This is a genomic window from Spirillospora sp. NPDC000708, assembly GCF_040299565.1.
Taxonomy (GTDB): domain Bacteria; phylum Actinomycetota; class Actinomycetes; order Streptosporangiales; family Streptosporangiaceae; genus Spirillospora.
In genome coordinates, this window is record NZ_JBEPCJ010000087.1 from 30,884 (window position 1) to 47,463 (window position 16,580).

Below are 16,580 nucleotides of genomic sequence, written 5' to 3' on the forward strand. Positions count from 1 at the left end.
CGGTCTACTCCTCGTCGTCGGCGGCCGTCGGGCCCGCGTCGTCGCCGGCGGGGTCGTCGTCGGCCAGGATCCGGTACAGGTTCCGGCGCGCCTCCGACAGGACGTCCCGGGCCTGCGCGACCTGGTCCGGCGAGCCGGAATGGACGATCTGCATGACCGCGGCCCCCGTCTGCGCGGCCTGCTTGAACAGCTCGGGGACGCCCTCGCCGAACTCGGGCGTCATCTCCGCCCACGGCTCGGCGAGCCGCTCGGCGTTCTCCTCGACGTACGCGCGGCCCTCGTCGGTCAGGTGGAAGGTGCGGCGGCCGCCGCCCTCCTCGCCCGCGATGAGCCCCTCGTCGGCGAGCTGCTGCAGCGCCGGGTAGACCGCGCCGGGGCTGGGCTTCCAGGCGCCGCCGCTGCGCTCGTTGATCTCCTGGATGATCTGGTAGCCGTTGCGGGGCTCCTCGGCCAGCAGGACGAGGATCGCCGCGCGGACGTTGCCCTTGCGCGCCTTGGGCCCCCGCCCCCAGGGGCCGCGCCCGCGCGCCCACGGCGCCCGGCCGGGCCCGAACCCGCCGGGCGGCCCCCAGGGGCCGGGCCCGCCGCCGAACATCGGGCCGAAGCCGGGGAACTCGCCCCGGGGCCCGGGGCCGTGCGCGTGCGGGCCGTGCCGGGACGCCGCGTGCGCGGCCTTCGCTCCGAGCGCCGCCGCAGCGAACGCCCAGCGCCAGTCGGGTCCGCCGTGCGCGTGTGCCGCTCCCATGTTCTGCACCTTCCTTCTGAGATCTCTCTTTGATCCTTCGCGATACGACAACGATATATCGAAGACGGCTCGCTGTGCCAGATGGTTCCCGGATTCGCCGCGCCGGTCTCCCGGCCGGATCGCGCCCGCCTCCCGGCCGGATCGCGCCGACATCCCGGACATGATCATCTATTCCGGTCATGGCCGTCTGACCGGCGGAAATGCTGGGTAACAGCCGGGCGGGGGGACGATGGGGACTCAGGATGCGGTGACCGCGCGGGACGCGGTCCTCGCCCGGGACGGCGCCGCGACGCGGGGGCGGGCGAGCGGCGAGATCCTGCTCGGGCTGGCGCTGTTCGGGCTGTACTCCCTGGTGGCGATGCTGCCGGAGCAGGCCAGGGAGCACGCGTCCCGCCTGCGCGGGCAGAGCGTGCTCGCCCTGGAGCGGACCCTGCACCTCGACGTCGAGCGGGCCCTCAACGGCTGGCTCGCCGGACGGCCCGTCCTGCGCGTCCTGGCCGACTACGAGTACGCGACCACCTACATCGCGGCCACGCTCGCGGTGCTGGTCTGGCTGTACGTGCGGCACCCCGGGCGGTACCGGACGGCGCGCAACGCGTTCGTGACGCTGAACGTCGGCGCCATCGCCTGCTTCGCGCTGTTCCCGGTGATGCCGCCGCGGTTCCTGGGCGGCCTCGGCTTCGTCGACACCGTCCGGCTCGGCCGGACCTGGGGGTCGTGGGGCTCGCCGGTGATCGAGCACGCGGACCGGTTCGCGGCCGTCCCTTCCCTGCACATGGCATGGGCGTTATGGGCCGGTGTGGAGCTCGCGCGGGCGAGGGCACCGCGCCCGGCGCGCGCGCTGAACGGCGCGCACATCGCGGTCACCGCCTACGTCATCGTCGCGACGGCCAACCACTACGTGCTGGACGCGGTCGCGGCGGTGCCGCTGGTGGCGCTGTCGGTGGTCACCGCCGACCGGCTGGCGGCCCGCCCCGCGGCGGAGGAGCGCGTCCCGGCGCAGGACGCGTTCTTCCTCGCGGTGGAGAGCGCCGCCGCGCCGCAGCACGCGGGCGGCGTCATCATGCTCGACACCTCCCGCCGCGCCCTCGGCCGGCTCGACCTGGTCCGGCTGATCGGCGACCGGCTCGACCGGCTCCCGCGGTTCCGGCAGCGGCTCGCGGGCGGCGGGCGGTGGCGGCGGCCGGTCTGGCGCGACCACCCCGCCATCGACTGGTCGTGGCACGTCGCCGAGCGCGACGTCGACGGCATGGACGGCCTCCGCGCGATGATCGCCGAGATCCAGGCCGAGCCGCTGCCCCGCGACCGGCCGCTGTGGCGGATGATCCTGGTCAACGGGGCCGCGCCCGGCCGCACCACGCTCGTGTTCCTGATGCACCACGTCGTCGCGGACGGCGTCGGCGTCGTCGCGCAGGCCGTCTCGCTGATGGAGCCCGCCGCGCCCGGCCCGGCCACCGGACGCGAACCGGCGGCGCCGCCGCGCCGCCGCGTCCGCGAGGCGCTCGCCGGCGCCCTCGGCCTCGCGCAGCTCGCCGTGGACAGCGGGGTCGGCGCCGCGCCGCCCGCGCGGCTGCCGTCCGCCGGGACGGCCGGGCGCCGCTTCGGCACCCTGCGGATCCCGCTCGACGAGCCCCGCGAGATCGCGCGGCGGCACGGCACCCGCGTCTCGGACGTCGTGATGTGCGCGGTCGCGGGCGCCCTGCAGCGGACCGTCCGGTTCCCGCCGGGAAGGCCGGCGGGGGAGTGCCGCGTCGCGGTGCCGCTGATGATGCGGTCGCCCGGCCAGGGCATGGAGGGCAACCACACCACCGCCGTCATGGTGGACCTGCCGATCGGCGCGATGCCGGAGCGCGAGCGGCTCGCGGAGATCGCCCGGCGCAGCCGCGTGCTGCGGTCCGGGACCCGCGCGCTCGCCGCGTGGTTCGTGATGCGGCGGGCGGGGCGGCTCATGCCGGTGCCGCTGCACGCGCGGTTCGCGCGGGCCGTCTACGGCGGCCGGTTCCTGCAGGGGATCGTGTCGAGCCTGCCGGCCAGCGGCGAGCGGATGCTGCTGACCGGCGTCCCGGTGACCGGCGTGTACCCGGTCGTCCCGCTCGCGCCCGGCGCGCCGCTCGCGGTCGCCGCCCTGGGCGTCGACCGCGAGCTGTGCTTCGGCTTCTGCGCGGACACCGGGCTGGTGGACGACGCCGGCGCGCTGGCCGCCGCCGTCCGCGACGTCATCCGCGAGCTGCGGGACGAGTGAGCGCCCCCCGCCGACCACACGCGGCCGGTCGCCCGCCGATGATCAGATGCTGCGCACCGCGCGGAGCGACTCCTTCAGCGAGCCCATCGTCGCGAACACGGCGGTCGGCTCGTAGCCGCAGTGCGCCATGCAGTTGGCGCAGCGGTCGTCGCGTCCCCGGCCGTAGGAGTCCCAGTCGGTCTCCTCCAGCAGCTCCCGGTACGTCTCGGCGTAGCCGTCGTCCATCAGGTAGCAGGGGCGCTGCCAGCCCTTCAGCGAGTACGACGGGATCGCCCACGCCGTGCACGGGAAGTCGACCTTGCCTTCGAGGAAGTCCAGGAACAGCGGCGAGTGGTTGAACCGCCAGCGCTTGCGGTTGCCGTCCGCGAACGCCTTCTGGAACAGCGCCCGGGTCTCCTGCACGCCGAGGAAGTGCTCCTGGTCGGGCGCCTTCTCGTAGGCGTACGCCGGCGAGATCATCATCTGGTCGACGCGCAGGTCGTCGTTGAGGTAGTTCAGCACGTCGATGACGGTCTGCGGGGTGTCGGTGTTGAACACGGTGGTGTTCGTCGTGACCCGGAACCCGCGCTCCTGGCACATCCGGATCGCCGCGACCGCCTCGTCGAACACGCCCTCCTTGCAGACCGACGCGTCGTGCCGTTCGCGGAGCCCGTCGATGTGCACCGCCCACGCGAAGAACCGGGACGGCTCGAAGTCGTCGATCTTCCGCGGGATCAGCGCGGCGTTCGTGCACAGGAACACGTACCGCTTCATCCGGATCAGCTCGCGCACCAGCTCGCCGATCTGCGGGTGCATCAGCGGCTCGCCGCCGGCGATCGACACCATCGGCGCGCCGCACTCGCGGATCGCGGCGACGGCCTGCTCGACCGGCATCCGCTGCTTCAGCACGCTCGCCGGATGCTGGATCTTGCCGCAGCCCGCGCACGCCAGGTTGCAGGCGAACAGCGGCTCCAGCTCGACGATCAGCGGGAACTTCTTCCGCCCCGCCAGCTTGTTCCGCAGGACGTACCCGCCGACGCGCAGGCTCTGGCGCAGTGGCATGGCCATTTAGGAACCGATCCCCTTCACATAGCGGCCCAGCGCCGACAGCGGGAACACCAGGCGGTACAGGTGGTAGTTGATGTAGAAGTCGCCGGGGAACCCGGTGCCGGTGAAGTGGTCCTCGTCCCACGTGCCGTCGGGGCGCTGGTGCTCGGTGAGCCACCGCACGCCCCGCTCGACGGTCCGGCCGCGCTCCCCGGCCGCGAGCAGCGCCAGCAGCGCCCACGCGGTCTGCGAGGCGGTGGAGACGCCGTGCCCGACCCACTCCGGGTCGCGGTAGGAGCGCAGGTCCTCGCCCCAGCCGCCGTCCTCGCGCTGGTGGCGCTCCAGCCAGCGGACGGCCCGCCGGATCGCCGGCTTCCCGGGCCGGACGCCCGCCGCGATGAGCGCGGGCACCACGCTCCCGGTGCCGTAGACGTGGTTGGCGCCCCACCGGCCGAACCAGGACCCGTCGTCCTCCTGCGCCTTCAGCAGCCACACGACGGCCCGCTTCACCAGCGTGGAGTCGGCCATCCCGCGGTGGCTGAGCGCCTCCACGACGTGCGCGGTGACGTCGGCGGACGGCGGGTCGATGACCTCGCCGAAGTCGCAGAACGGCAGCCGCCGGCACAGCGCGCGGGTGTTGTCGGCGTCGAACGCGCCGAACCCGCCGTCCCTGGAGACCATCCCGGCCATCCACCGGACCCCGCGCTCGATCGCCGGCTCCGCCTTCGGGTGGGCGACCCGGCTGAGCGCGAGGACGGCCTCGGCGGTGTCGTCGGTGTCGGGGTAGTAGTCGTTGTCGAACTCGAACGCCCAGCCGCCCGGCGGCAGGTCGGGGCGGCGCACCGACCAGTCGCCCGGCCCCTGCACCTCCTCGCCGAGCACCCACTCGGCCGCCGTCTCCAGGGCCGGGTGGCCGGCGGGCACGCCCGCGTCGGCCAGCGCGTTCATCGCCAGGACGGTGTCCCAGACGGGGGACTGGCACGCCTCCAGCCGGCGGCCCTTCGCGTCCCGGATGGTGAAGCGCTCCAGCCCGTCCAGGCCGCGCCGCACCACCGGGTGGTCCAGGCCGTGGCCGAGCAGGTGCAGCGCGAGCAGCGAGTACACCCACGGCGGCTGGATGCCGCCCCACGACCCGTCCGGCTCCTGCCGCGCGATGATCCACTCGCCGGCGCGGCGCAGCGCCGCCTTCCGCAGGCCGGGCAGCGGACGCCGCTCGTAGACGCGCAGCGCCCGGTCGAGCGCGGTGAACGCCTCGTCCCAGCCGGGGACGAGGCGCCGCCCGCGCCGCACGGGCCGCCCCGACCGCAGCTCCTCCAGCTCGAACGGCAGCGGCCGGACGGGCCGCTTCGCCGCGACGACCGTCAGCGGGACGATCGTCTGCCGCGCCCAGCACGCGAAGTCGTAGACGTTCAGCGGGAACCAGCGCGGCAGGAACACCATCTCCGGCGGCAGCGCCGGCAGCTCGTCCCAGGACCAGTGCCCGAACATCGCCAGCCAGAAGCGGGTGAAGACGCGGGTGGCGGGGATGCCGCCCTCGCCGCGGACGAACGCGGCGGCGCGGCGCATGTGCGGGGCGTCCGGCTCGTCGCCGGCGAGCCGCAGCGCGACGTACGCCTCGACGGTCGTGGACAGGTCCGGCGGCCCGTCGTGGAAGTTGGCCCAGGTGCCGTCGGGGGCCTGCTGCGAGCGGATCCAGCGGGCCGCCTCGCGGGTGTCGTCGGCGGTGCGGATGCCGAGGAACTCGCGGAGCAGCAGGTCCTCGGCGTCCATGGTCACGTTGGTCTGGAGCTCGCCCTTCCACCAGCCCTCGGGCGCCTGGAGGCGCAGGAGGTGGTCGCGGGCGGCCGCCATCGCCTCGGCGGGCGTGCGGGTCCCGGCGGACGCGCTGGGCGCGCTGGGCGCGGCGGGCACGGTGGACGCGCTGGTCTCGGTCGGTTCGGTCGCTGTCATCAGTGGTCCCGGCGGGTGACGAAGGCGGCGATGCGCAGGAACTCGGCGCGGACGGGCTCGGGCAGCGCGGCGGACGCCAGGTGCGCGGTCGCGCTCGCGATCCGCTCGTCGGCCCGGGCCTCGGCCCAGGCCCGGCCCCCGGCGGCGTCGACGAGCGCGGCGGCCTCGGCCAGCTCGTCCTCGTCCGGACCCTCGGGGTCCGGCGGCCGGGCGTACAGCTCGGCGAGCCGCGCCCCTTCCGGCGTGCCGGAGTTCAGCGCGGCCACCACCGGCAGCGACATCTTCCGCGACCGCAGGTCCGACAGCGCGGGCTTGCCGGTCGTGGCGGGGTCGCCCCAGATGCCGAGCAGGTCGTCCACCAGCTGGAACGCCAGCCCGAGGTCGGCGCCGAACGCCTCCAGCGCGGCGGCCAGCGGCTCGGCGGCCCCGTCCAGCACCGCGCCGATCGCGCAGGAGCAGGCGAGCAGCGCGGCGGTCTTGTCCGCCGCCATCGCGGTGCACTCCTCCAGCCCGACCTGCCGGCGCGTCTCGAACTCCAGGTCGAGGGACTGGCCCGCGATGAGCCGCCGCGTCGCGACGGTCAGCGCGCGCGCCGCCCGCGCCGAGCCCTGCCCGGGGGCCTCCAGAAGCACCTCCAGGGCGAGCGCGAGCAGCGCGTCGCCCGCGAGGATCGCGGCGGGCTCCCCGAACACCGTCCACGCGGCCGGGCGGTGCCGGCGGGTCCGGTCGCCGTCCATGATGTCGTCGTGGAGCAGCGAGAACGCGTGCGTCAGCTCCACCGCGACCGCGCCGGGCAGCGCGCTCTCCGGCGGCGCGCCCGCCGCCCGCGCCGACAGCAGCGCCAGCGCCGGGCGCAGCGCCTTCCCGGCGGGCGCCGCGAGCGGGCGGCCCTCCTCGTCGGCCCAGCCGAGATGGTAGGCCGCGACCCGGTAGGTGCGGGGATCGAGCCGGCCCACCGCGGCGCGCAGCGCCCCGTCGACCAGCCCGCGAACATCGGTCATCGAGACCGGAACGGCCGTCATCGATCACACCTCTCGAAGCAGCGGTGGGTCGGGTGAGCCGTGGCGGACGCGGCGGTCACCGGTCCCTCACCCCCTCCAGATGGCGGCGGACCAGGCGTGCGGCGGTCAGGCCGCTGCGCACCGCGCCCTCCATCGTGTCCGGCCAGCCCGTGTCGGTCCACGCGCCGGCCAGGAACAGGCCGCGGGCGCGGGTCGCCGCCCCCGGCCGCGGCGACCGGCTGCCCGGCCGCTGCCGGAACGTCGCCCGCCGCTCGCGCGTCACGAACAGCTCCCGGACGCGGGCGCCGCGCGCCGCCGGCAGCAGCCGCGCCAGCTCCGGCACGAACTCCGCGCGCAGCGCCGCGGTGGGCCGGTCGATCCAGCGGTCCGCCGCCGACAGCGAGATCGCCAGGTACTGGCCGTCGCGCAGCCCGGCCACCCCCGACCGGTCGAAGATCCACTGGACGGGGGAGCCGACCGCGGCGGCGAACGGCTCGTCCAGCACCGGCCGGTCGTACACCACGTGCACGTTGACGATCGGGCTCGCGTCCAGCTCGTGCCAGCGCAGCGGCTGCGGCAGCGCCTCGGCGGGCAGCAGCCGCGCCGCCGCCTCGTGCGGGACGGCGAGCACCACCGCGTCCGCGGCGATCGGCACGCCGTCCACCACCACCTTCGGGTCGGTGGTCACCGCCTCGACCTTCGCCTTCAGCCGGACGGTGCCGCCCATCTCCGCGATCCGGCGCAGCGCCGGGCCGCCGTGCAGCTCGCCCAGCGGGACGGTCGGGACGCCGATGTCGGCGGCGTCCGGCCGCCCGAACAGCGCCCGCCGGCACACCATCGCCGACAGGCCGAGCGCGGCGTCGCCCACCTCCGCGTTCAGCGCCGCGGTGATGAACAGGCCCCACAGCGCCTCCCGCGCCCACGGCCGCTGCCCGCGCTCGGCCAGCCACGCGCCCGCCGACAGCAGGTCCAGCGCCGGGTCGTCGGGGTCGAGCCGCTGGAGCCCCGCCGCCGCGCGCACCGCCCGCAGCCGGTCGGCGACCGGCAGGTGCGAGTACCGCGCCAGCGACGGCACCAGGTGCAGCGGACTCGGCAGCGGCGACCTGCGCAGCCGCGCCGGCCGCGCGCCCGGCCGCAGCACCGCGACGTCGAACCGGTCCTGCATCCGCACCAGGTGCTCGGCGCGGAGCCGCCGCAGCAGCCCCTGGTACGCGGTGCAGCAGCGCAGGAACACGTGCTGGCCGTTGTCGACGCTCAGCTCGTCGCGGCGGAACGAGTGGGTCGCGCCGCCGAGCCACGGGCGGGCCTCCACCAGCGTGACCGGGACGCCCGTCTCCTGCAAGGCGATCGCGGTGCTGATGCCGGCCAGTCCGCCGCCGACGACGACGACGCTCACCGTTCCACCCCCGTGAGCGCGCGCGCAGCGACCACGGCCTTCTGCCACGTCGGCAGCGAGACCCGCGAGTTCAGCGCCGCCGCCGGGTTCGCCGCGATGCTCTCCAGCAGCCGTCGGTAGATCCCCGCCATCGCGGCGGTGCACGCCGCGCTGCGCCGGTCCAGCAGCGGCAGCAGCCGCAGCCCTTCCGCGTACCAGGCGCGGGCCCGCTCCGCCTGGAAGCCGATCAGCTTGTGCAGCCGCCACGGCGGGTCGATGAACACGCCCGACTCGTCCAGCTCCAGCGTGCAGCCGAACTGCTCCAGGTCCTCGGCGGGCAGGTACACCCGCCCCGCCATCCGGTCCTCGCGGACGTCCCGCAGGATGTTGGTGAGCTGCAGCGCGACGCCCAGCGAGTCCGCGAGGCCCTCGGCGCGCTGCCGGCCGTCCGACCCGAACACCCCGAGCGACAGCCGGCCCACCGTGCCCGCGACCTGCTGGCAGTAGCGCAGCAGGTCGTCGAACGTCTCGTAGCGGGCGCCGCGCACGTCGCTCTCGCAGCCGTCGATCAGCTCGTCGAACGCGGCGAGGGGGATCGGGAACCGGCCCGCCGCGTCCGCCAGCGCCGTCAGCACCGGATGGCCCTCCAGCGCCCGCGCGTCGCTGCGCCGCCGCAGCACCTCCTGCACGGTGAGCAGCCGCTGCCGCGACCGGTCCAGCAGGTCCAGCCGCACGCACGCCGGCTCCGGGCCGTCCCCTATGTCGTCGACGCCGCGCGCGAACGCGTAGATCGCGCTCATCGCGCGGCGCTTCGGCGGCGGCATCAGCCGTATCCCGTAGGAGAAGTTGCGGGCCTCCTCGCGAACCACCCGCTCGCAGTGCCGGTACGCCCCGGCGACCTCTTCGGCACGCTCACACGTCTCTGAAACCGTCATCGCTCAGCCCCTTCCCAGTGCGCGCGCCCACCCGGCCAGCACTGCGGCCCGGCGGGGACGCGGCGGATGCGCGAGCACGTCGTAGCGGGCCCCGGCCAGCGCCCTCAGCGCCGCCCTCCCGCCGGCCACGTAGCCGCCCACGGCGACCCGGGCCCATCCGGACAGTCCCCTCATCAGCGGCGCGGCGCCGCGGTCCAGCAGGTCGCGGGCGCGCCCGGCCTCCAGGGCCAGCACGCCGCGCAGCCGCGTCGGCGTCGCCCGGCGGGCCAGGTCGGCGTCCTCGCAGCCGAACCTGCGCAGGTCCTCGGCGGGCAGGTACACGCGCCCGGCGCGGTGGTCCTCCGCGACGTCCTGGCAGTGCTCGATGATCTGCAGCGCCGTGCAGACCCGGTCCGACGCCCCCTCCAGCCCGGCGCCCTGGGCGCCGAACACGTGCAGCACGACGCGGCCGACGGGGTCGGCCGACAGCGCGCAGTACTCCACCAGCTGCTCGAACGTCTCGTAGCGGTGGACGACCTGGTCCTGCCGGTTCGCCTCGACCAGCCGCCGGAACGGCTCGGCCGGGATCCCGTGCGCGTGCACCGTGCCGGCCAGCCGCCGCAGCTGCGGCAGCTTCGGCGTCCCGCCCTTGTAGACCAGGTCCAGGTCGTCGTCGACCAGGGCCAGCAGGTCCGCGCGCTGCTCGGGCGGCGCCTCGTCCCCGATGTCGTCGACGAGCCGCGCGAAGCCGTAGACGGCCCGCAGGTCGGCGCGGTGCCGGGCGGGCAGCAGCCGCGCGGCGACCGGGAAGTTCTCCCGTGCCGCCAGCGCGTCCAGCATCCGGTCGTGGTCGAACGCGCTCCAGGGTGAATCGGTGATCACCATTGTGAGATTCGCCGGTCCGGCACTAAAGAAACTCTGGCCAAGGTATGGACTTATTGAAGCGCCGCGTGTCCCGGGCTGAACCGTTCCAGAGTCCCTGGCGTCTGGGTCATTGAACTGCCCATCATTCGCGTAAAGGCCGTTCAGAGAGGAAGTCCGGACATGCGGGGAACCGGCACACGTTGGGGGACGATGGTGGGGCTCATGGGGGTGAGCATGGTCCTGGCCGCCGGCTGCGGGGGCTCCGGCGGGACGTCGCACACCGCGGCGAAGAGCACGGCGAAGAGCACGGCCAAGAGCGCCGCGCCGGTCAAGGCGGCTCCCAAGAAGCTCACGTTCGACCTGGTCAAAGGGCTGGGCGACACCGCCCTCGAGGGCGACCGGGCGTGCGGTTACGGCGAATGGAACGACGGCACGTTCGCGATCGGCACGCCGTACTCGAAGCAGACGACGTTCTACCGCGAATACAGCTGCTACGAGAAGAAGGGCGAGCTGTTCCCGAACGCGGCGGGACAGATGACCTATGCCGAGTTCGGCACCCCGGCCCAGGCGACCGCCTACGGAAACTACACCAAGACGAACATTTCGGCCGTCGCGGTGCTGGTTTCGGACAACGCCGCGGTCACCATGAACATCGGCTATCTCACCGCGAACAAGATGACGCTGCTGAAGCAGGTCCAGCAGGCCTGCGGCGGCTGCGGCACCGTGATCCCCGGTCCGCACGCCTCCGACCCGGTCCCGGGCCACGTCGACAAGTCCTGACCGCCGGTGAGCCCCGTCCCGCCCCCGCCGGGACGGACCCCCGGCGGGGCGGGACGAGGGCGCGCCGGCGCCGTTAGGCTCGCGGGATGCCGACCGAGCGCGAGATCACCGAGCCCGTCGACCTGTGCCTCCCCGACGGGCGCCTCAACCCGGCGGCGGTCGGCTGGACGCGCCGCCCCCTGCACCGCGCGGACCTGCGCGGCTGGGGCCGCGCGAAGCGCTGGGAGTACTGGGGCGTCGTCACGCCCCGGCACATCATCGGGATCGTCGCGTCGTCGCTGGACTACGCGGGCGTGCACGGCGTCTACGTCCTCGACCGCGAGACCGGCGAGGAGACCGCCAGGGACGCGGTGGTCCCGTTCGCGCGCGGCGCCGCGTTCCCCGACCGCAGCGGCGAGGGCGAGGCCGCCGTCCGCGGCGGGGGAGTGGCGGTCGGCATCCGGCAGCGCCCCGGCGGCACCTCGCTGCGCGCCGCCGCGCGCGGCGTCCGGATCGAGCTGGAGATCCCGCTGCCGGACGGCCACGAGTCGCTCGGCGTCGTGATCCCGTGGAGCGACACCCGGTTCCAGTACACGGTGAAGGACGTGGGCCGGCCCGTGCACGGGCGGCTGGTCCTCCCGTCCGGCGAGCACGCCATCGGCGGCGACGAGTCGTTCGCCGTCCTCGACCACGGGCGCGGCAAGTGGCCGTACCGGATGACGTGGAACTGGGCGGCCGCCGCCGGCCCCGGCGTCGCGCTCCAGCTGGGCGGCAAGTGGACCGCCGGCACCGGCCTGACCGAGAACGCGCTCATCGTCGACGGCCGCCTGCACAAGATCGGCGACGAGCTGGAATGGACCTACGACCGGTCCGGCTGGACCCGCCCCTGGGCGATCCTCGGCGACCGCGTCGAGGTGGAGTTCCGGCCCTTCCACGAGAAGGTCTCCCGGGTCGAGCTCGGCGTCGTCGGCAGCGAGACGCACCAGTGCTTCGGGCACTTCGGCGGGCGCGCCCGCACCGACGACGGCACCTGGATCGAGTTCGACGGCCTCACGGGATGGGCGGAGGAGGCCCGCCAGCGCTGGTGAGGCGGGCGTCGACCGCGCGCACCGGCCGCTCGGGCGGGGATGGGGTCACAGGCGCAGGCCCTCGAACAAGGTGGTCAGCTGGCGGTCGTACAGGGCGGTGAGGTCCTCGGTGCCGCCGCCGTCCACCCAGTGCCGCATCACCGTCATCGAGACCGCGATGATCGCCGCCGCCGCGCACCGCACGTCCAGGTCGGCGGCGTCCCGGCCGGTCCGGTCCGCGACCGCCGCGGCCACCGCGTCCTGGTTGCGCAGCTGCTCGTCCATCGCGCGGGCCCGGATGCCGGGGTCGGTGAAGGACAGCCGGATCCGGGTGAACAGCTCCTCGCGGTCGGCCTCCAGGACGCGGCCCAGCGAGTCGGTCATCGAGTGCCGGAGCGACAGCAGCACCGGCTCGTCCGCCGGGCGCGCGGCGAGCGCGTCGACGAGCGCCGAGTCGTACTCGTCCGACAGGATCACGTCCTCCTTCGCCGGGAAGTAGCGGAAGAACGTGCTGGGGGAGACCTCGGCCGCCTCGGCGATCTGGTCGACGGTCGTCGCCTCGTAGCCCTGCTCGGCGAACAGCCGGTACGCCGCGCGCCGGATCGCCAGCCGGGTCTTCGCCTTCTTGCGCTCGCGCAGCCCGCACGCCTTGCCGGCCGGGGTCTCCCTGGTGCTCATGCCGGCAATTCTCCCGCGCGCGCGGCGGGCACCGGGGCCGCGGCGGCGTTCCGCCCGGCCTCCGCGGCGTCCGCGCGGCGCCCGGGCAGGAAGGCGACCGCGAGGACGGCGGCGAGAAGGGCCGCGCCCGCGCAGACCAGCAGCGTCAAATCCATCCCGTGGACGAACGCGCCGTGCGCGGACGCCGCCAGCGCCCCGTCGTGCAGCCGCCCGGCCACCGCGTCCGCGCCGGTCACCGAGCCGCGCGCCGCGTCCGCCGCCGCGTCCGGCAGCCCCGCCACCGACAGCCGCGCCAGGTACCCCGCGTTCAGCACGCTGCCGAGCGCCGCGACGCCGAGCGCCCCGCCGAGCTGCTGGATCGTCTCCAGCAGGCTCGTCCCCGTGCCGGGGCCGTCCTCCGGAAGCGACCCGATCACCATGCTCGTCGCCGGGACGATCGCCAGCCCGAACCCGAGACCCGCCAGCGAGAGCCACCCGGCGGTCGGGCCGTAGCCGTCGCCGGGGCCGGTGGCGGCGCCGAGCAGCGCGCCGCCCGCGAGGAGCAGCAGTCCCGCGGGGATCACGACGCGGGCGCCGAGCCGCGGGACGAGCGGCTCGGCCAGCGTCGCCGCCGCCATCAGCCCGCCGATCAGCGGCAGCAGCCGCAGCCCGCCGCCGAACGCGCCGTTCCCCAGCACCGCCTGCAGGTACTGCGGGACGACGAACAGCAGCCCCATCACCGCGAAGTTGACGAAGACGGCGATGATCGCGCCCCACCGGAACGTCCCGTCCGCGAACAGGCCGAGGTCGACCAGCGGCGCCGCCGCCCGGCGCTGCCGCCGCACGAACAGCGCCATCAGCACCGCGCCGGCGGCGAGCGGCACCAGCACGGACGCGCTGCCCCAGCCGTGCCCGGGCACCTGGATGGTCCCGTAGACGAGCGCGATGATGCCGAAGGTGCCGAGCACCGTGCCGAGGTAGTCGAACGGCCTGCCGTCCCGCGCGCGCGGGCCGTCCGCCGGGAGCAGCCGCAGGCACGCGATCGCGGCGAGCACCGTCACCGGCACGTTGAACAGGAACACCGACCCCCACGGGAAGTGGTCGAGCAGCCAGCCGCCGACGAGCGGGCCGATCGGCATCCCGACCGCCGTCGCCGCCGTCCACACGCCGATGGCGCGCGGCAGCTCGTCCCTGCCGAACACGCGCGGCAGGATCGCCATCGACAGCGGCGTGATCATCGCCGCGCCGAGGCCGAGGACCGCGCGTGCCGCGATCACCTGCCCGGCCGTCCCCGCCAGCGCGCCCGCCGCGGACGCCAGCCCGAACAGCGCGATCCCGCCCACCAGCAGCCGCCGGTGGCCGTACCGGTCACCGAGCAGCCCCGCAGGGAGCATCCCCACCGACAGCGCCAGCAGGTAGCCGCCGCCGATCCACTGCAGCTGCGCGCTGGTCGCGCCCAGCTCGTCCGACAGCGTGGGCAGCGCGACGTTGATGATCGTCCCGTCCAGTCCCACGATCAGCACGCTCAGCGTGAGCGCCGCCAGCGCCCACCACCGCCGTCCGCTCTTCTCCGCCATGGCCCGCCTCCAAGAAAATGACAGCCAACTACCAAGTGATAGTGAACTGTCAGATTTCAGATGTCAAGCGAGCGCCCTCGTGCAGCGGCGGTGTCCGCGTCCGGCCAGCCATGGGCGGTCCGGGTAGAGGCGCGGATGGACGGCGTCCTCGAACTGGTCACGTCCGGGCATGCCTGCTGGACTGTGACGGAGATGGAGCGGTCCCCGGCCGAGACGCGGACGCTCAGCCCCGAGCCGGCCGACGGCTACCTGAGCCCGACGCGCCGGCCGGAAAACGAGTTCCGGCCGGCGCGCCGAGCAGTGCGACCTCGTGTCAGCTCAGATGCCGGGCGAAGAACCTCAACGAGCTGTCCGCTTCGAACGACGGCACATCCCCGTGCCTGCCGGGGTTGGCGTGCAGCGTCTTCTCGGTCGAGGCCAAGGCGTCGAACAACGCCAGGCTCTGGTCCCGCTGCACCATCTGATCGTCCCACTGGACCAGGAACTGCACCGGAACGGTGATCCGCGCGGCGTCCTCGGCCAGCCCGTGCACACCGAGCAGGCCGAGCACCGCCGCGCGGATCCGGCGCTCTGCGGCGATGAGCGGGATGCCGAGCCCGCAGCCCATCGACATGCCGTAGTAGCCCACCGGGCCGACGCCGACCTGGTCGAGGCGTTGGACCGCGCTCAGGACCGCTTGCCAGTCCGCGACGGCCCGGCCGGCCAGATGGCTGTGCATGCCGGCGACCAGCGCGCCCGGATCCTCACCAGCGGCCATACCGGCCCGCATCCCGGCCGCGATCCGGCCGAACTCCTCGTCTTTGGGCCGGTCGCCGTGGTTAGGCGCATCGATCGCAACGACCGCGAAACCCTCGGCGGCGTAGCGGCGCGCGTGGGACACGATGCCGGTGGCCGCCTTGTGCTGCCCTCCGCCGTGGCCCAGCAGAATCAGGGGGCGAGTGCCGCGGGCGCCTTCCGGCGTCCACAGCACACCGGGGATCTCGCCGAGGGTGAAGAACTGCTCGGTGACGCCGTCCGACGACGTCCGGGAGGTGAAGCGCATCAACGTTTCACGCCTTTCGGGATGCCTTGTGCGGGCGCTCCCTAGGCCATGCGAAGGAGGGAGCCCCGACCTGTCACAGCGTTGATCGGTCTCACCTCCTCGAAGTCGCAGTGGTGCACGGCGACGCCGAAAGTACCACGAAGATCATCATTCGCGTCCCGACGGGGCGAACTGGAGCAGCCTGGCTTGGGCCGGGGCTCTTGGCGGTGGACGGGTATCGGTTGGCTTCCTGACGGTGGTCGGCCACGCCTGGGGCTTGTGACACTGCCTTCATGCGGAGCGACGCCCGAGACCGCGGGCCGTCGCAGCGGCGTGCCTGGACGCCGTGGCCGAGTTGAGGGAGAAGTGCATGGCGACGTTCGTTCTCGTGCCCGGCGGTTGGCGCGGCTCCTGGACGTATGAGGCGGTGGTTCCGCTGCTGGAGCGCGCCGGGCATGCGGTTCACGCGCTGACCCTGACCGGCCTGCGGCCGGACGACGACGAGGCGACCGTCGCGTCCGCCAACCTCGACACGCACGCCGATGACGTCCTGCGGCTCCTCGATCGCGCCGGCCTCACCGGCGTGACGCTGGTGGGGCACAGCTACGGCGGGATGGTGATCTCCGCCGCCGCCGACCGCGCCGCCGGGAGGGTCGCGCGGCTGGTGCATCTCGACGCCTACGTCCCGCGCGACGGCGAGTCGTGCTGGTCGTCGACGACCGAGCGCTTCCGGGAGGTGTTCGCCGCCGGCGCCGCGGCCACCGGCTACGCCGTCCGGCCGCCGGGCGGCGGCGATCCCCGCCGCCGGCCCCACCCGCTCGCCTCGTTCGTGCAGGCGGCCCGGCTCACCGGTGAGCTCGACCGGGTCCCTCGCCGGGAGTTCGTCTACTGCTCGGGGTGGGAGGACCGGACGCCCTTCGCCGGCCTCCGCGGCCGGCTCCTGGCCGATCCCGGGTGGCGGGTCCACGAGCTGCCGACCGGTCACGACGCCATGCGCGAGGCCCCGGAGGCCGTCGCCGCGCTCCTGCTCGCCGAGCACGACACGGTGACGGCAAGGCCCACGGACGAATAGTGGCAGAGGGCCACCGGGAAGCCTCGACGAATCCGCGCGGGGATGGATCGAGGTGGTCGCGCCGAGATGCTCGCATCGGGGTGGTCGTGCTGGGGGGTGGTCGTGCTGGGGGGGAATCGTGCCGGGGGGGCGTGCCGGGGTGGTCGCATCGAGGTGACGCCATTGAGGTGACGCCATCGACGGATCGGGATCGGTATGAGGGGTTGTTCGGGAGAATCGGCGTGAGGGGTGTTCGGGTGGTGGGGTGGCGCTTGCGTACGGGGCCGCCCCTCCAAAGTCAAGGGCGCCTTCGGCGTCGCTTCGCGATGGA

General features: G+C 74.6%; 14 protein-coding genes. 4 read left to right on the forward strand and 10 right to left on the reverse strand.

Features of this window, described 5'->3' with window-relative positions:
- Nucleotides 1–4: 4 nt before the first annotated feature.
- Nucleotides 5–745, reverse strand: coding sequence for a PadR family transcriptional regulator (locus ABT299_RS41145; RefSeq protein ID WP_190857521.1), 741 nt, complete (start codon nucleotides 743–745; stop codon nucleotides 5–7).
- Nucleotides 746–974: 229 nt separating this feature from the next.
- Here ABT299_RS41145 and ABT299_RS41150 point away from each other — a divergent pair, with 229 nt between their 5' ends.
- The gene (locus tag ABT299_RS41150; RefSeq protein WP_500254068.1) at nucleotides 975–2,987 is read left to right on the forward strand and encodes a bifunctional phosphatase PAP2/O-acyltransferase family protein; all 2,013 of its coding nucleotides are present in this window, start codon (nucleotides 975–977) and stop codon (nucleotides 2,985–2,987) included.
- Between the two features lie 42 nt (nucleotides 2,988–3,029).
- On the opposite strand, the gene hpnH is transcribed toward ABT299_RS41150, so the two are convergent.
- Genes hpnH through hpnC form a run of 6 tightly spaced genes read right to left on the reverse strand, consistent with a single transcriptional unit; the run spans nucleotide 3,030 to nucleotide 10,138 of the window.
- Nucleotides 3,030–4,034, reverse strand: a complete 1,005-nt coding sequence (hpnH, locus tag ABT299_RS41155) for an adenosyl-hopene transferase HpnH (RefSeq protein ID WP_190857517.1) — start codon at nucleotides 4,032–4,034, stop codon at nucleotides 3,030–3,032.
- Nucleotides 4,035–5,963 carry a squalene--hopene cyclase gene (shc, locus tag ABT299_RS41160; protein ID WP_190857515.1) on the reverse strand — a complete coding sequence of 643 codons (1,929 nt, stop codon included), beginning with the start codon at nucleotides 5,961–5,963 and terminating at the stop codon, nucleotides 4,035–4,037. It abuts the gene before it with no gap.
- A complete protein-coding gene (locus ABT299_RS41165; RefSeq protein ID WP_190857513.1) occupies nucleotides 5,963–6,985 on the reverse strand; it encodes a polyprenyl synthetase family protein in 1,023 nt (340 codons plus the stop codon). Before ABT299_RS41165 ends, shc begins: the two co-directional genes overlap by 1 nt.
- Nucleotides 6,986–7,040: 55 nt before the next feature.
- Nucleotides 7,041–8,360: a hydroxysqualene dehydroxylase HpnE gene (gene hpnE / locus ABT299_RS41170; RefSeq protein WP_190857511.1), complete on the reverse strand. Its 1,320-nt coding sequence runs from the start codon at nucleotides 8,358–8,360 to the stop codon at nucleotides 7,041–7,043.
- Nucleotides 8,357–9,274, reverse strand: a complete 918-nt coding sequence (hpnD, locus tag ABT299_RS41175) for a presqualene diphosphate synthase HpnD (protein WP_190857509.1) — start codon at nucleotides 9,272–9,274, stop codon at nucleotides 8,357–8,359. Before hpnD ends, hpnE begins: the two co-directional genes overlap by 4 nt.
- A 3-nt stretch (nucleotides 9,275–9,277) precedes the next feature.
- Nucleotides 9,278–10,138, reverse strand: coding sequence for a squalene synthase HpnC (gene hpnC, locus ABT299_RS41180; protein WP_190857507.1), 861 nt, complete (start codon nucleotides 10,136–10,138; stop codon nucleotides 9,278–9,280).
- A 201-nt stretch (nucleotides 10,139–10,339) separates the two neighbouring features.
- Here hpnC and ABT299_RS41185 point away from each other — a divergent pair, with 201 nt between their 5' ends.
- Nucleotides 10,340–10,897, forward strand: a complete 558-nt coding sequence (locus tag ABT299_RS41185) for a hypothetical protein (protein ID WP_500254069.1) — start codon at nucleotides 10,340–10,342, stop codon at nucleotides 10,895–10,897.
- 86 nt (nucleotides 10,898–10,983) lie between these two features.
- Entirely contained in the window at nucleotides 10,984–11,964 is a 981-nt protein-coding gene (locus ABT299_RS41190; protein WP_500254070.1) for a DUF2804 domain-containing protein, read from the forward strand.
- A 45-nt stretch (nucleotides 11,965–12,009) separates the two neighbouring features.
- Here the strand turns inward: ABT299_RS41190 and ABT299_RS41195 are convergent, their stop codons facing one another.
- The 3 genes from ABT299_RS41195 to ABT299_RS41205 form a co-directional block, all read right to left on the reverse strand.
- Nucleotides 12,010–12,621: an acyl-CoA-like ligand-binding transcription factor gene (locus ABT299_RS41195; RefSeq protein ID WP_387028751.1), complete on the reverse strand. Its 612-nt coding sequence runs from the start codon at nucleotides 12,619–12,621 to the stop codon at nucleotides 12,010–12,012.
- Nucleotides 12,618–14,177 carry an MFS transporter gene (locus ABT299_RS41200; RefSeq protein WP_500254071.1) on the reverse strand — a complete coding sequence of 520 codons (1,560 nt, stop codon included), beginning with the start codon at nucleotides 14,175–14,177 and terminating at the stop codon, nucleotides 12,618–12,620. The genes ABT299_RS41195 and ABT299_RS41200 overlap by 4 nt, the downstream gene beginning before the upstream one ends.
- Before the next feature lie 313 nt (nucleotides 14,178–14,490).
- Complete coding sequence (locus ABT299_RS41205; protein WP_500254072.1) at nucleotides 14,491–15,219, reverse strand: dienelactone hydrolase family protein; 729 nt, start codon at nucleotides 15,217–15,219, stop codon at nucleotides 14,491–14,493.
- Between the two features lie 349 nt (nucleotides 15,220–15,568).
- Here ABT299_RS41205 and ABT299_RS41210 point away from each other — a divergent pair, with 349 nt between their 5' ends.
- Nucleotides 15,569–16,270: an alpha/beta fold hydrolase gene (locus ABT299_RS41210; protein ID WP_500254073.1), complete on the forward strand. Its 702-nt coding sequence runs from the start codon at nucleotides 15,569–15,571 to the stop codon at nucleotides 16,268–16,270.
- Nucleotides 16,271–16,580: the final 310 nt, after the last annotated feature.

Coding starts and splice junctions, on each gene's coding strand:
- ABT299_RS41145 (WP_190857521.1), bottom strand. CDS start 745: ATGGGAGCGGCACACGCGCACGGCGGACCCGACTGGCGCTGGGCGTTC.
- ABT299_RS41150 (WP_500254068.1), top strand. CDS start 975: ATGGGGACTCAGGATGCGGTGACCGCGCGGGACGCGGTCCTCGCCCGG.
- hpnH (WP_190857517.1), bottom strand. CDS start 4,034: ATGGCCATGCCACTGCGCCAGAGCCTGCGCGTCGGCGGGTACGTCCTG.
- shc (WP_190857515.1), bottom strand. CDS start 5,963: ATGACAGCGACCGAACCGACCGAGACCAGCGCGTCCACCGTGCCCGCC.
- ABT299_RS41165 (WP_190857513.1), bottom strand. CDS start 6,985: ATGACGGCCGTTCCGGTCTCGATGACCGATGTTCGCGGGCTGGTCGAC.
- hpnD (WP_190857509.1), bottom strand. CDS start 9,274: ATGACGGTTTCAGAGACGTGTGAGCGTGCCGAAGAGGTCGCCGGGGCG.
- hpnC (WP_190857507.1), bottom strand. CDS start 10,138: ATGGTGATCACCGATTCACCCTGGAGCGCGTTCGACCACGACCGGATG.
- ABT299_RS41185 (WP_500254069.1), top strand. CDS start 10,340: ATGGGGGTGAGCATGGTCCTGGCCGCCGGCTGCGGGGGCTCCGGCGGG.
- ABT299_RS41190 (WP_500254070.1), top strand. CDS start 10,984: ATGCCGACCGAGCGCGAGATCACCGAGCCCGTCGACCTGTGCCTCCCC.
- ABT299_RS41195 (WP_387028751.1), bottom strand. CDS start 12,621: ATGAGCACCAGGGAGACCCCGGCCGGCAAGGCGTGCGGGCTGCGCGAG.
- ABT299_RS41200 (WP_500254071.1), bottom strand. CDS start 14,177: ATGGCGGAGAAGAGCGGACGGCGGTGGTGGGCGCTGGCGGCGCTCACG.
- ABT299_RS41205 (WP_500254072.1), bottom strand. CDS start 15,219: ATGCGCTTCACCTCCCGGACGTCGTCGGACGGCGTCACCGAGCAGTTC.
- ABT299_RS41210 (WP_500254073.1), top strand. CDS start 15,569: ATGGCGACGTTCGTTCTCGTGCCCGGCGGTTGGCGCGGCTCCTGGACG.